Raw genomic sequence first — 14,702 nt, 5'->3', positions numbered from 1 at the left:
AAGTAACAGCTATCACCTATTCCAACTAGGGTGCCATAAGTCTAATTCTTTCATTTCAACACATAGTGGTTCAATCTTTTCCTTCATATAGCTTTCCCATTCTTCAGGCAATTCAAATGACTTGGTTTTATTGACTTTCTTATTTAAACCGTCCTTTGTTGGCATAAATTTTGAGACTCCCAGATACTCCTGAACTTCTAAGAGCTTTTCTTCAGGTCTCTCTCTGAAATCCTCAAAATACAGAATCATGAGTTGATCATCATCAAGATTTTGTTTTAAAAGTTGAAAATTCTTTGCGTATTCTGCATTGACCCAGAACCAAGATTTATCTAACAGTTCTTTAAAGTTTTCAAATCCTGCCTCCAATGCTTCGTCTTCTCTATCAACCCATAGCATATGGAATTTATAATGAGACCAGAGACGACTCAAAGGATCACGCAATGTATAAATCACCTTAACGTTTTCAGCTACTTTATGAACATTCTCCCATCCATCACTTCCCATTTGGCAGTAGAGATTGGAAAAATCGGCACATATTTTTTTGTATTCATTTTGTGAAAAAAGGCTTTCATACCATTGATTACTAATTTCACTGGGATGTGCATAGTTTGCATACCAAGCAATTTCATCAATATTCTCTGATATAAACTTTGGATTTCCTTTTCCGCACCTTTCCATAATAGCCTTAAGCTTTAATAATCTATTACGATGATTGAGCTGCTTTTCAATACCTACAGCATTAGCAAAATAGTGGATTTCCTTTTCTGGTGTAAAATAAATATCAGGATGATCCTTCAACTGCTCGTAAAGCCACGTTGTACCAGCTTTCATTGCACCAACACTTAAAAAAAGATTCTCAATCATTATATTTACTCATTAATTCATTAGTTTGTTCCAGCGCCATGACACTCACTATCTGATTTACTGGCTCTTTGTATCGTGATTTATTTAAATCAATATTACTCAGCACCGTGAGTATTGCATTAATATCAGGAGTAATAACATAGCCGCTCTCGCCTTCAACCACATCCTCACCTATTCCACCTAAGTTACTTGCCACCACCCAGCAACCACAGGCTGCTGCTTCTCGAGTGACTAGGCCAAAGCTCTCAGGCCATAGGGAGGGTGCGAATAGCACATCCATTTTGCGGTACAGCTCCACTACCTGATCTTGGCTGACTCTGCCAATAAAGGTGATCGGCACCCTGCCCCAGTTCCGCTTTACACAGTAGCCTTCCTCTTTGGAGTGATCAACCACGATGAATTCGAGATTTTCGGGTTGAGCCTCCATAACTGCCTGCTTAAGCAAGTAGTACCCTTTGTGGGTGGCCATTCCGCCCACATGGCCACAAACCACGTTGGGGGTGTAGGAGGTGTCTTTGGGTGACCAGGGCATATCATCCGAAATACCGTTGGGGGTCACTTCTATTTGGGGCACGCCGTTTTTGCGGTAAATTTCGGCAAACGCATTCGAGACGGTTAGCACTTGTTTTGCATGGTGGAGCAAGTCTTTTAGGTCTCTGCGCCGAGCGACTGAATCCGCCAACGATATAGTGGGCGGCAGCGCAATCGGCGCAAAAGGGTCTGGATGCCCTTCGGGGTAAACCCTTTCATTGTGGTCAACCAAGAATTGGAAGTCAGAGATCCACCAAGCATCGTGTGCCGTAACGATATACGGAACACCAGCATCTCTGGCTGCTTCAAGTACAGAAGCCGTTAACCGCTGCACACAGTGAAAGTGGATAATATCAGGCTGTTCCAGCGCTAGAAATTCGCTAAACAGTCGATACATCTCCTCATCTTTCGGGTGCCAATCCATATCAACACGCCACAGCGTAGTCGCTCTGTAAACCCTTACACCCTTGTACTGATAAACGGAAAGCTCATGCGGGGTACGGCAATCAGCATCACCCGTAAATACACACAGCTCAATATCATCGCTGTGATGCGCTTGCAGGGCCGAGAAATTATCTGCCACTACACGAGTCGCTCCACCTACGGCTTGGGGTGGGAAGAATACGTTCACCAACGCGACTTTTTTACGCTTAACGCTGGGTAGTACGTTTTGGGATTCACTTTTCACCAGCGAAGTGCTGGGTAACAAGGCTTCAAGCTGGGTTACCAGCTGAGTGCCCAATGCGCTTAAGCTGTACTCTTTTTCCACGCGCTGCATAGCGGCTTGTCCGATCCGCTGGCGCTGATCGACACTGCCAATCAGCTCATTGAGCGCGGCATACCACTCTTCTTCGGTATCTGCGATATAAGCATCTTCACCATGATTGATCACATCACGATAATTAGCAGTGCCACTGACAATGGAAGGAATGCCAAAACAGGCCGCTTCAAACCATTTAAGCTCGCTTTTACAGCTATTGATTACATCGTTTTGAAGCACCGCAATATTGATATCGGCCTGCTCTAATAGCGACCAATAGCCTTGCACGCTTTTAACGGGGGGCAACTGCGCTAGCTGGTTGGCAAAACGCTTACAAAAAGCTTTGGGTAACCGCAAATACCCTACGATTACGAGCCGAGCCTTGGGTTGCTCTTCGAGTACCCGCTCTAACGCTGGCAGCGCTATCTCCATAAAGTCGCTATTATGAGCCTGGGTGCCACTGCCGTAGAAGATATCAATGGTGGCTTTATCGCGGCTTGTTTGCGGCCGGAACTGATTAAGATGATCCAGCCCATTGCGGTGCAATAAACACTGTTTAGATTGAACCAGCGCCGCTAATTTTTCACGCAGCGGCTCAGAAGAAGCAATACCATAACGACATAAACGGGCAGCGCTATTGAATAGCGCCATACCGTGGGTCAGCCCACGATACGTTTCCAGCGAGACATAGCCCCCATAAGAGTCGATAGCAGGCGGGTAAATAGGCTCAAACAGCAGGTCATCGATTTCGTAAAAACTTTGTTTTCCTGCAGCGTTTACCTGAGCAATAGCTTTAATAACACGGGGTAGCGCTGGCACCCGGTAGAAAATAACGATGTCGTGTAGGGCGATGGTGTTGAACTTTAGCGCTATGTCTTGCCAATCAAGTGTAGTAACGGTTTTGCCCGCTTTTTCCAACTGCTCTACCTTTTGGTCAATTCGGTAGCGCACACATTGGGGTACATTGAAATCGCCTACAATCAATATTTTTTGCTGGTTAATACTGCCCAGCTCGGGCAATGGCGCTAGCGAATTTTCCTCAATATCGTTGATGATATCTGCATCGCTATAGGCGCTATAATAGGCATTATAGAGTTTGTAGGCATATTCATTAGTGAGTTTGATCAGGCGCTCACGTTCTCCTGCATCAATACAGGCCATCAACTTGCCCTGAATACCGTTCCAATAACTCTCAACGATGTCGTCTAACTTATCATGCTGCTGGGTCAGCTTGGGCTCTGCTGTAATCGCTTGGTGTATGAGCGCTAATGCCTCTTCATCCCGTTGCAGTGCGGCTAAACAGGTGGCCATGCTGGCATAGGCCCAGTGGCTGGCGTCGCTGTAGTGCACTGCCTGCTGGTAATAAGCTAACGCTGTACTGTAATGAGCTTCACGTAGGTAGTTGTCTCCCAACAGTTGAAAGGCTTTTCCGCCTTTCTGAAAGGCCAAGGCAGAAAATAAAAGCTGTCTAGCAGCTTCATGTTTGTCACTTGCCACATAGTGTTGAGCTAGCTGGCAGTAGGCTCGATAAGTATCCTCTTCCGTTTCACACAGCATGGCACGGGCTGCTTTTTTGCCTAAGAGCAACTTTAGGATGTCATTATATTCGAGTTCGACCCCCCTTTTTTCGCTGCGCTGTTGAATAGCCTGGAGGGAAAAGTCTTCAGGTATCGCATTCGCGGGAATCTTCTGTTTGGTGGCCCACTGCTGAAGATTAGCAACTCGATCTTCGCGCTTACCATGGTTTTGAAAGTGATCTTCTGCTTGGTCAAGCGTCTCAATCCCGTTACTGGCTAAATCGGGGTAGAGTAACAAATAGAGATCCAGATCTACTTCGTAGACTCTTTCAGGTTCTTCATCTTCAGCCTGATCCTGAATAGAAAGCACACGGTGCGCTTCTGAAACAAAGCGCCCTTCGGCAAAACCTTGGCGGAACCAATGTTGGCGAGCTCCTATGTCGCTTAACGTTGCAACGTCTTCGTAGGTATCACGATAGAAATCGACATCCAGTTCTAACCCGTGCGCTATTAGTTCCGCGTGTGCTGGTGAGGCGCAGCGGCCTTCTATATAGCCGTGGCGATACCAGTGGCGTTGCACTTGGCTTTCTTCTAGTGCAGCCATATCAGAGTAGTTATGGCGGTAATAGTCAATGTCGAGCTCAATTCCTTGGTGGAGTTCGGCATGGTGTGCTTGTGAGGCACTCCGACCCTCTTTATATCCGTGTAGATACCAATGCTTGAGAGCATCTTGATCGGTAAGTTCTGCTACGTCTGGATAAGCCGCACGGTAAAAGGCTGTATCCAGTATAAAGCCTTGTTCACGTTCAGCTTGATGGGCTTTATTCGCGTGGCGTCCTTCCAGGTAGCCCTGGGTATACCAGTGACGGAGAAGGTGTTCATCATCAAGTTCAGCGACATCAGGGTACTGCTGACGGTAAAAGTCGATATCTAGTTTCAAACCATTTACGTGCTCAGCCTTGTGCGCCTCGCTTCCATAGCGGCCTTCGGAATAGCCATGATTTAACCAGTGGTTAAGAAGCGTTTCATCACTTAAAGACGCTAAATCTGGATAGGCGTTGCGATAGTACTCCACGCTTAGCAATATCCCTTTAGGCGCTTTTCCGTTAACAGAGGAAGTATCTTGTGTTTGACCACCCTCTCCAGCACCTGCCTCTTGTTCACTTTGATTAGGAGACAACGAGGTTTTAGTCATACTGAGTATCCTTGTCAGCACAATATTAAGCAGTACTGATAAACGTTACTTAAAGAAAAACATGACAACACTCTGAATTAAGAAAAAGTCGGTGCCTGTTCAAATGCCATTCCGTCGGCGTCTTTCTCTGAAAGCAGCGGTGCTTTTCCATTTACCAAGGGCCACTCTATCGCCAGTGTGGCATCACTCCAGAGGATGGAGACTTCATCGCCTGGCGCATAGTAATCGGTGCATTTGTACTGAAACTCAGCTTCTTCGCTCACCACATAAAATCCATGGGCAAAACCAGGCGGCACCCATAGCATTTGCTTGTTCTCAGCACTCAGCAGAGCACCGACCCATTGGCCATAGGACGGGGAGTTGACGCGCATATCGACAGCAACATCAAATACTTCGCCTTGTGTAACGCGTACTAGCTTGCCCTGGGGCTGCTTATATTGATAATGCAGCCCGCGCAAAATACCGTGGGTTGACTTGCTGTGGTTGTCCTGTACGAATTGGTAGTTACCACATTGCTGCTCAAATTCGCTTTGGCGGAAGGTCTCCATAAAGAAACCACGTTCATCGCCAAATACTTTGGGGGTGAGCAGAACTACATCGGGAATGGCGAGTTTTTCGTAGTGCATAGGTAGCTCTTGAAAGGTGAAGAGTTAGGTGTGAGACATTAAAAGCGAGGATCAAATCCCTTCACGTCTCACGTTTTACTTTTCATTTTTAAAAGGCGTTGGAGGTACTGGCCGTATTGAGTCTTGGCTAGCGGCTTGGCTAGCTCACTTAGGCGCTCATCGCTGATCCAGCCATGCTGCCAGGCAATCTCTTCCAGACAGGCGATCTTCAGGCCTTGCCGATGCTCTATGGTTTGTACGTATTGGCTGGCTTCTAGCAGGCTGTCGTGGGTGCCGGTATCCAGCCAGGCGAAACCACGGCCCAAACGTTCTACGCGCAGGTCTCCGCGCTCTAGGTAGGCGTTATTCACACTGGTAATTTCCAGCTCGCCACGTTCGGATGGCTTAACCTGCTTGGCAATTTCGACAACGTCATTGTCGTAAAAATAGAGTCCTGTTACCGCATAGGCCGATTTAGGCTTCTTCGGTTTCTCTTCGATAGAGATGGCTTTACCGCTCTCATCAAACTCTACAACGCCAAAACGTTCAGGGTCTTTAACAAGGTAGCCAAACACGCTGGCCCCCGTCGCATGCTCACTGGCGCGTTTCAACTGCTCGGAGAAGTGCTGACCATGGTAAATATTGTCGCCCAGCACCAGGCAAACGGGACTGTTGCCAATGAACTCTTCACCGATGATAAAGGCTTGTGCCAGGCCGTCAGGGCTTGGCTGTTCGGCGTATTCGAACTGAACACCAAAGTCGTCACCGTTACCTAGCAAGCTTTTGTACTGCGGCAGGTCTTCAGGCGTTGAGATGATCAATATCTCGCGAATACCGGCCAGCATTAGCACAGAAACCGGGTAATAGATCATCGGCTTGTCATAGACAGGCAGTAACTGCTTGGAGACACCGCGGGTAATGGGGTGTAAGCGGGTGCCTGATCCTCCGGCAAGAATGATACCTTTACGCTGGGTGTTTTGGCTCATGGTTACCTCCTCTGTAGGTTGTTTGCCACGGACACTCACTGAAAACACGGATAAGGGCACAACACACTCTTTGGTTTTTTCCGTGGCGTCCGTGTCTTCCGTGGCTCAAGAATTTTCGAGATATTCTTTAAGGGTTAGACCCAATTGGGATTGCCAGGTTGGTAATGTGACACCAAGGGCGGCTTCAAGTTTACTCAGGTTCATTCGTGAGTTTAGAGGCCGCTGTGCGGGTGTCGGATACTCAGCCGTGGGAATGCCCGCTGCGCTTTGGGGCTTAATCGCCAGTGTTTCACCGGCTTCGCGAGCCTGCTCAAAAATTTCACATGCAAACCCATGCCAGCTTGTCTCACCACGCGGTGCCAAGTGGTAAATGCCTGAGGGGATGTGAATGGCGAGTGGTGAATGGTGATTTGTGAGTGGTGAGTGGTGAGTGGTGAACGCTAGTGCGGTGGTCTGGGCGATTAGGCGTGCGGGTGTGGGGGCGCCTATCTGGTCGTTGACGATGCTGAGGGCTTCACGCTCGCGGCCCAGGCGCAGCATGGTTTTCATAAAGTTGTTGCCACGTGCGGCGTATACCCAACTGGTACGAAAAATCAGGTGCTGGCAACCGCTTTGGGTAACCGCTTGGTCGCCTTCCAGCTTGGTTTGGCCGTATACACTGTGCGGCGACGTGGGGCTGTCTTCCTGCCAGGGCGTTTCACCGTCCCCTGGGTAGACGTAGTCGGTTGAGTAGTGCACCAGCGGTATGGTGTGTTTGGCGGCATACTCGGCCAGCTGTGCTGGCAGCTCGGCATTGAGGCGTTTGGCTTGCTCTGGTTTGCTCTCGGCTTTGTCTACTGCCGTATAGGCGGCAGCGTTTAGGATAAGTGCTGGCTGGTGCTCGGCTAAATAGGCTTCTACTGCGTTGGCATCTGTTAAATCAAGTTCATGCCGTGTAGGTGCTAATACATTGCCGAATAGGGCAAATTGGCGTTGAAGCTCAAAGCCGACTTGGCCGCTTGATCCAGTGATGAAGATATTCATTGGAGGAATCCTTTTCATACATGCAGAAAGCTAATGCATATGGCACCGCTTCGCGCTGCTTCCGCGCCGGGCCGCCGCTGCGGGTGCGCTTCGCTTACCACGCGCTACGGTATGTGCAATTATCTGATTTTGCAGGTTTTCGTAGCGCGTGGTAACGAGAAAGCGAGTTTAGCGAGCATTTTGAGGCACCCGCGGAAGACGGCGGAACGACGCCCAGTGGCACAGAGCCAAAACCTCGGCACCGCTGCGCGATGCTCCCGCGGGTGCGCCTTAGGCTTACCACGCGCTACTAAATCACGCACGCACAGAACACAGTGGAAGCAAACCCGTAGCGCGTGGTAACGAGTCTGCGAGGAACGAGCAAACGAGGCACCCGCGGGTGGCGGCGGAACGACGCCTAATGGCCCCTCAGCCAAACCTCGGCACCGCTGCGCGCTGCTTCCGCGGGTGCGCTTCGCTTACCACGCGCTACGAATTGGTGCCCAGGCGTTGGCCTTGGTAGCTGCCGTCTTGGACGCGTTTCCACCAGGTTTCGTTGGCGAGGTACCACTGCACGGTTTTGCGTAGGCCGGTTTCAAAGGTTTCTTCTGGCACCCAGCCTAGCTCCTGCTCTATTTTGCTGGCGTCAATGGCGTAGCGGACGTCATGGCCGGGGCGGTCTGTAACGAAGGTAATCAAATCACGGTAAGAGGCTTCTTTGGGCACTAGATCTTGAAGAAGGTCACACAGCGTTTCAACGACAGTGAGGTTGGCCTTCTCGTTGTGCCCGCCGATGTTGTAGGTCTCGCCTACCTGCCCTTCTGTGGCGACTTTAATCAATGCGCGGGCGTGGTCTTCTACATACAGCCAGTCACGGATCTGTTGCCCGTCGCCGTATACCGGGAGTGGTTTACCGGCTAACGCGTTGAGAATCATCAACGGGATGAGCTTTTCCGGAAAATGGTACGGGCCATAGTTGTTTGAGCAGTTGGTCACCAGCGTGGGCAGGCCATAAGTACGCTGCCAGGCACGCACTAAGTGATCAGAACTGGCTTTACTCGCCGAATAAGGCGAGCTGGGCGCGTAGGATGTTTCTTCAGTAAACAGATCATCCGTGCCTTCTAAATCACCATACACTTCATCAGTGGAGATATGGTGGAAACGAAACGCCTCAGCTTTGGGGGCATCTTGCTCCTGCAGCTTTTTCCAGTAACTACGGGTGGCTTCTAGCAGTACGGCGGTGCCAACCACATTGGTTTGGATAAACTCTGCTGGGCCATCAATAGAGCGGTCTACGTGGCTCTCCGCCGCTAAGTGCATGACTACATCAGGCTGGTGCTGTTCGAACAGTTGCTGCATGGCGGTTGCATCGCAAATATCGGCCTGAGCAAAGGTGTAGCGCTCACTGGCTTCAACGCTTGCCAGGGATTCTAAATTGCCTGCATAAGTCAGCTTGTCTACGTTTACCACATGGTGAGCTGAGTTTTGAATAAGCTCACGGACTACCGCTGAACCGATAAACCCAGCCCCGCCGGTAATTAAAAATGTTTTTTGCTTCATCACTGTTAAGCCTTTCGTTTCATCGTTTTTTACACTTTCGCATGCGAGGAGGCTTGTTTTAATGCCTCTAAATGCTCAATCGCATGTGCGACTTGGTGTTCTCTTTTAGGTATATCTTTCGCTATCTGATGCTGATAGAGCGGTAGCAGCTTTTCAGCCTTCGCTATATCAAGCGATCGTTTCGCTTCTTTTAATTTAACGCGGCATTGCTGAAGATGCTTTTCAGCACCGGCTGTGTCTTGCGGCAAGTTCGAGTCAATCATCGAGGCGGGTTCTGGTTGCTTAGCTTCCTCCACCGTTGAAACAGTTTTATGCTTCTCTATATCGTCGTGGTAGGCCTTAATTGCATCATTGATATTATCGTACCAATGCGCGGCGCCTTCTTTCAGGTAGAGGCCTGCGGAACATAAATCTTTTAGGATACCTTCCGAGTGGGAAACCATAATCAGTGAGGCTTCACCCACTTTAGACTGGAATAACGCTTTGGCTTTTTCTTTAAAAGCTCTGTCACCCACTGCCGTGGCTTCATCGGATATATAAATATCAAAATCGAAGGCGAGTGATAGTCCAAAAGATATTCGCGAGCGCATACCCGAGGAGTATGTGCGCACCGGTTCATCAAATGCCTCACCAATTTCAGCAAACTCTTCTACGAATTGAATAACACGCTGTACTTCCTGGGGAGAGGAGCCTTGCACCCGGGCGACAAATTTGGCGTTCTGGCGCCCGGTCATATTATTTTGCATGCCCCCCGCTAAACCAACAGGCCAGGAAACGCGGCTGTGACGAATAACTTCACCACGTTCAGGTGAGTCCATACCGGCGATTAAACGCAGCAGTGTGGATTTACCTGCGCCGTTGGCACCAATCAACCCAACGCTCACCCCTTTGGGGATGATGAGGTTGATGTCTTTAAGCACCCAGTCGCTGCCGTGGTGGTTGTGATAGCGTTTGTAGAGGTTTCGTATTTCGATCATTGATATTTAGAGGCCATTGATGTCTTTGCAGTTTCACAGAAGCCACTTTGCAATGCTTGGTGTAGGTGGCAACTTCGGGCGGCTTCGCCGCCTTCGCGGGTGCCTCATTCGCTCGTTCCTCGCGAGATTCGTTACACCGCGCTACGAGGAGCTGAGTACGTTCACTTGTTTGCCCTTAGTAAGGTAGAGGACTTCTAGCTTGCTTTTGAGCGCTGCGCGGGCAGTTTGTTCGCCGTGTACCAGATGGATGGTGTGGGGCCAACGGCGCATGCGTTTTACGAAGTTGAGCAGGTCTTTTTGGTCGGCGTGGGCGGAGTAACCACTGATGGTGGTCACGCCTGCCTTTATATCAAACCGTTCACCGTCGATGGCTACCCAGCCGCCCTGGGGGCCGTATTGCTGAATATCTCGCCCTGGGGTACCAGTGCCTTGGTAACCTACGAACAGTACTTGATGGCGTTCATCGCCGAGCATGGCTTTGAGGTAGTTCATGATCCGCCCGCCTGCGCACATGCCGCTGGCAGCAATAACTATTGCTGGGCGGCCTGTTTTGGCCAGGTACTCAACGGTTTGTTCGTGCTCTGCGTGGCTATCCACGGTATAGAGATTGGCAAAGTTGAGCGGGTGGCGGCCACTGCGCAGGCGTCCTTGGGCTTCTTTATCCCAGTAGGGTTTTAGCTCGCGGTAAACCTTGGTAAAGCGGTCCGCTAGCGGTGAATCGACGATGATTTCCAGTGACTGCCATCGCGATGAGCGCGCTTGATGAATAATGGTTTCAAGTTCGTAGAGTAATTCTTGGGTGCGACCAATACTGAACGCAGGCACCATCACCGTGCCGCCGTTAGCGAGTGCTTGCTCAACGGCGGCTTTTAACGTGGCACGGCGCTGGCGGCGGTCTGGGTGTTGGCGGTTGCCGTAGGTGCTTTCGAGTACCAGTTGGTCGCAGCCGTAGGGCGACTTTGGCGCAGGGAGTAGCGGTGCGTAAGGGGCGCCTAAATCGCCGGAGAAGACGATGCGCTCTTTTTCGCCGGTTTTGGCATCCTGATAGCTTACCTCTACGTAGCTGGAGCCGAGAATGTGCCCTGCCCGTTTTAATTTTACCCGCGTGGTGCCTGCGCTTGCGCCGTTGTGATCGCTTACGTCGCTTATGCTATGCCATTTGCCGTAGGGCACACTGACGATTTGCTTTTCGAGCTGGGCTTGAAAGCGTTCGATCAGTTGGGCGTTGCGGGTGAAGCCGATTTTTAGCGCGTCTTCAATCACCAGGGGCAGCAGCTTGGCCGTGGGAATCGAGCATATGATTGGCCCAGTGAAGCCTGCGGCCAGCAGGTAAGGCAGCCTGCCCACGTGGTCGATATGGACGTGGGTAATGATAAGCGCCTTTACGGTGCTGATATCGAATTCAATTTGTAGCTGTTCGAAGCTGTCTTCTGCGGCATCTTCCCCTTGGAAAAGGCCGCAATCCACCAGTAGGGATTCGTGACGGTTGAGTAGCAGTTGGTGACAGCTGCCAGTTACCCCAGTGGCTCCGCCGTGGTGGATTATTTCGAGCATTGCAAAACCGTTAGTTGTGAATTGTGAGGTATGAGTCGTTTGGCGTCAGCGCGGGTCGGTGCCGGAGTTTGGTTTGGTGCCACTGGGCGTCGTTCCGACGCCTTTCGTGCCGGGCTGCCGCTGCAGGTGCCTACGAACGCTCGCTGAACTCGCGTTCTTCGTTACCGCGCGCTACTGGTTTGCTTCCACTGTGTACTGTGCATGCGTGATGTAGTAGCGCGTGGGTAAGCCCCAGGCGCCCCCGCGGGAGCAGCGCGAAGCGGTGCCGGGGTTTGGCTTTGTACCGTTGGGCGTCGTTCCGACGCCTCTCGCGGGTGCCTCAAAAGCTCGCTGAGCTCGCTTTCTCGTTACCGCGCGCTACGGGTTTGCTTCCACTGTGTTATGTGCGTGCGTGATGTAGTAGCGCGTGGTAAGCCTCAGGCGCACCCGCGGGAGCAGCGCGAAGCGGTGCCGGGGTTTGAGTTACGCGGCTTGGCTCCTTAAGAGTGGCCATGCGCCTTGCTTTGAGGCTTCAAGGATGACGATTTCGTTGATCGTGCCATCCTCTGCGTAGCTGATATGTGTGTTCCAATCTTGAGAAACCTCCTTAACGGTAGGCTTTTCCGATAGATGCAGAACTAGGATGTCATCTGCTTCATCGTAGGTAGTTCGCATTACTTATCCTCCCACTCAAAGTGATGCATGACGGTTTTGACTACCAGTTTGTCTTCTAAGACAGCTGCGACAGACAAAAGGTTATCCTGGCGATTTTCAAAATGTATCGCTACCCAAAACCGCGTAGCATCTTTGTACTTTACTGTTCCCCGCTCTATCAATTCTAGCAGTTCATTTTCTGTGATATTTCGAGCAGCCATCCGCTCATTGGCATGGCGTGTTATGTGAATATCTACCTTGAAGCGATGACTATACATATTCTCAAACTACATACTTCGTTCGGATCACTGTATCGACACCTACTGGATCAGCGCGAAGCGGTGCCGGGGTTTGGCTTTGTACCGTTGGGCGTCGTTCCGACGCCTCCAGCGGGTGTCTACGAACGCTCGCTGAACTCGCGAGATTCGTTACCGCGCGCTACAAAGCGTGAATTGTAAGTGGTAACTGGTGAATCGTTTCGTGCCATTCACCATTCACTATTCACCATTCACCCCAACCTCAATCCCGGTGATCCTTGATGATCATCATCAGCATGCTGAAGATAAAGGCAAGGAAGATGGTGATGATGGCGAAGACGCTGCTGTTGTAGAGCCGGTTAGGTTCTGTGGGATACTCTGGGAACAAGGGGCTTTGCAGTATGCTTACCTGCTTGAGCTGGCGAGCGGCTTCTAAACGCGTGTTTTCTAACGCCGCCAGCGCACTGGAGTAGGTTTCCTGAGCGAACTGTGCTTGCAGCTCTAATGTTTCATATTGCGCTGAAACACTGTTTAGCGAGTCGCCGGATGCTTGGGCTATTCGATCACGCTGTTCAATAATTTGATCACGTAACGCTGAGATATTGCGTTCGACCTGGCGCAACTCTGAAGATTGAGAGCTTTGGAAGCTAGCTAATGCGCTGCGCTGCGCTTGCAGACGGGCTAAGTCAGCCTCAAGCGTTGCTACCACTTGGTTAATATTTTCAACCGTTGCGGTGGGTGAAACCAAGCCGTATTGGTTTTGAAATTCAAGCAGCTTGCCGCGGGTCTCTTCAAAGCGTTCTTCAAGACGTACCATTTGCTGTTCTAAAAATTTCACCTGTTCATCTGCTAGACGGTGCCCCATTTCATTCATGTGGTCTTCACCTGCTTCAAGTAGCAGCGTGGCCACTTCATGGGCAAACTCAGGCGTATACGCTTGCACATGGATATTCAATACACCTGCATACTCATCCAGCTCTATCTCTACACGACGCAGGTAGTATTTGTGCAGATCCTCAATTGGGGCATCGCGGTTATGCAGCTTGGCGAAAATATCTCCATGCTCGGTATAGTGTTCACGAAAATTGAGCTGATCATCCAGTAGGCGGAGCATATCCACTGAGAGTAAGTGCTCGCGCAGCAGTAATAAATCGTGGGTATTTCCGCCGCTACCACCGCCCATAATTGACGACAGGCTAAATTCCGGCGTAGCGACCTGAGGGCTTTCAAGCACTACCGTGGCTCTTGATACATAGCGGTCTTCTGCCCATACAAACCAATAAAACGAGACCAAAGCAATCGCGATTATCGCCACGGCCCAGTGTGGCGATTTTTTAACAAAATGACGAAAAGAACGTTGCATAGTTTATTGTGCCTTCAATCGATCAGCAAAGCGCAGGTGCATTAATAGCCCCAATGCATTTAACGTAAGCGTTACAAGCCACAGGTAAGTCATACTGGTACCATGGATTGTTCTATAATTTTCAAAAAAACCTAACCTAAGCATTTCAAGCCCATGAGGTATCGGATTAATCATTAAGTATTCTAATAACCAATGAGGCAACTGATTAAGTGGAAATATAACTCCGGAAATAATCATCAGTGGCAAAGACAACATACGAATAACTTTTCCAACTTCAGGAACTAAAGTTGCAGTCACAGAAGCCACAAGACCCAATCCCAAACCAAGGCTCCATAAAGAAAACCAAGCAGTCATAGCTCCAACTGGGTTGTCAGGATACATATCGAGCCCAAGCATTAACCCACCTGCAATAAAAATTAGAAAAATAAAACTACGTAACATTCCCTCAAGAAAGTTACGTACTATCACAGGATCCACAGGCTGTACTTGCCGATATGTAAAAAGAGCATTATTAGACTCTACCGCCCCCATGCCACGTAACATTCCTTCTCTAGCAAGTGAAAAACCTAATAAGCCAGCAATTAGCCAAGGTATGAATGAGGCATTTAATACTAGCCTATCACTACTTATAAAACTCCTAATGGCTATCATGATTCCGCCGAAAGCTATCGGCTCAAAAACCATCCAAAACCAGCCCATACGATCCGACATGGTGCGCGAAATGGCTTCGCGCATAAACATGGCATACCACACACTACGCGTGACTTGCCACGGTGTTCGTGTGCTCCGCCGTGGGCCGCCGTTTACATTATCCATAGCGCTACTTCTTCAGAGAAATACAAAGTGTGTTCCTGCGCATTGTGTGACGGCGGAAATAGTGGATACACCACCATTTCCG

Annotated in this window: 13 protein-coding genes; 1 reads left to right on the top strand and 12 read right to left on the bottom strand. The window is 49.9% G+C overall.

Annotation, left to right across the window (positions count from 1 at the left end):
- Positions 1 to 12: 12 nt before the first annotated feature.
- From A6R74_RS20790 to A6R74_RS20745, 10 genes are all read right to left on the bottom strand, one after another.
- Positions 13 to 864, bottom strand: a complete 852-nt coding sequence (locus A6R74_RS20790; protein WP_064236376.1) for a sulfotransferase — start codon at positions 862 to 864, stop codon at positions 13 to 15.
- Positions 857 to 4,867 (bottom strand): glycosyltransferase, encoded by a 4,011-nt coding sequence (locus A6R74_RS20785; protein ID WP_064236374.1) that lies wholly within the window; start codon positions 4,865 to 4,867, stop codon positions 857 to 859. The genes A6R74_RS20790 and A6R74_RS20785 overlap by 8 nt, the downstream gene beginning before the upstream one ends.
- A 77-nt stretch (positions 4,868 to 4,944) precedes the next feature.
- Positions 4,945 to 5,493, bottom strand: coding sequence for a dTDP-4-dehydrorhamnose 3,5-epimerase (gene rfbC, locus A6R74_RS20780; protein ID WP_064236373.1), 549 nt, complete (start codon positions 5,491 to 5,493; stop codon positions 4,945 to 4,947).
- Between the two features lie 68 nt (positions 5,494 to 5,561).
- Positions 5,562 to 6,458, bottom strand: a complete 897-nt coding sequence (gene rfbA / locus A6R74_RS20775) for a glucose-1-phosphate thymidylyltransferase RfbA (protein WP_064236372.1) — start codon at positions 6,456 to 6,458, stop codon at positions 5,562 to 5,564.
- 105 nt (positions 6,459 to 6,563) lie between these two features.
- Positions 6,564 to 7,481 (bottom strand): dTDP-4-dehydrorhamnose reductase, encoded by a 918-nt coding sequence (gene rfbD, locus A6R74_RS20770; protein ID WP_064236371.1) that lies wholly within the window; start codon positions 7,479 to 7,481, stop codon positions 6,564 to 6,566.
- 468 nt (positions 7,482 to 7,949) lie between these two features.
- Positions 7,950 to 9,020 carry a dTDP-glucose 4,6-dehydratase gene (rfbB, locus tag A6R74_RS20765; protein WP_064236370.1) on the bottom strand — a complete coding sequence of 357 codons (1,071 nt, stop codon included), beginning with the start codon at positions 9,018 to 9,020 and terminating at the stop codon, positions 7,950 to 7,952.
- 29 nt (positions 9,021 to 9,049) lie between these two features.
- Positions 9,050 to 9,997 carry an ABC transporter ATP-binding protein gene (locus A6R74_RS20760; protein ID WP_064236369.1) on the bottom strand — a complete coding sequence of 316 codons (948 nt, stop codon included), beginning with the start codon at positions 9,995 to 9,997 and terminating at the stop codon, positions 9,050 to 9,052.
- A 141-nt stretch (positions 9,998 to 10,138) separates the two neighbouring features.
- Complete coding sequence (locus tag A6R74_RS20755) at positions 10,139 to 11,551, bottom strand: MBL fold metallo-hydrolase RNA specificity domain-containing protein (protein WP_064236368.1); 1,413 nt, start codon at positions 11,549 to 11,551, stop codon at positions 10,139 to 10,141.
- A gap of 462 nt (positions 11,552 to 12,013) precedes the next feature.
- A complete protein-coding gene (locus A6R74_RS20750) occupies positions 12,014 to 12,205 on the bottom strand; it encodes a DUF2283 domain-containing protein (protein WP_064236367.1) in 192 nt (63 codons plus the stop codon).
- Positions 12,205 to 12,462, bottom strand: a complete 258-nt coding sequence (locus A6R74_RS20745; protein WP_082906773.1) for a DUF4258 domain-containing protein — start codon at positions 12,460 to 12,462, stop codon at positions 12,205 to 12,207. Before A6R74_RS20745 ends, A6R74_RS20750 begins: the two co-directional genes overlap by 1 nt.
- On the opposite strand from A6R74_RS20745, the gene A6R74_RS22855 reads away from it, so the two are divergent.
- Positions 12,430 to 12,642 (top strand): hypothetical protein, encoded by a 213-nt coding sequence (locus A6R74_RS22855; protein WP_165603414.1) that lies wholly within the window; start codon positions 12,430 to 12,432, stop codon positions 12,640 to 12,642. The two genes, A6R74_RS20745 and A6R74_RS22855, sit on opposite strands and share 33 nt — an antisense overlap.
- Before the next feature lie 61 nt (positions 12,643 to 12,703).
- On the opposite strand, the gene A6R74_RS20740 is transcribed toward A6R74_RS22855, so the two are convergent.
- Positions 12,704 to 13,804 carry a hypothetical protein gene (locus A6R74_RS20740; RefSeq protein ID WP_064236365.1) on the bottom strand — a complete coding sequence of 367 codons (1,101 nt, stop codon included), beginning with the start codon at positions 13,802 to 13,804 and terminating at the stop codon, positions 12,704 to 12,706.
- 3 nt (positions 13,805 to 13,807) lie between these two features.
- On the bottom strand, positions 13,808 to 14,620 hold the full coding sequence (locus A6R74_RS20735) for an ABC transporter permease (RefSeq protein WP_064236364.1): 813 nt from the start codon (positions 14,618 to 14,620) through the stop codon (positions 13,808 to 13,810).
- Between the last annotated feature and the right edge of the window lie 82 nt (positions 14,621 to 14,702).

It is taken from the genome of Halomonas sp. ALS9 (assembly GCF_001651035.1).
GTDB lineage: Bacteria > Pseudomonadota > Gammaproteobacteria > Pseudomonadales > Halomonadaceae > Vreelandella.
This window is presented reverse-complemented; position numbering and strand designations above follow the sequence as displayed.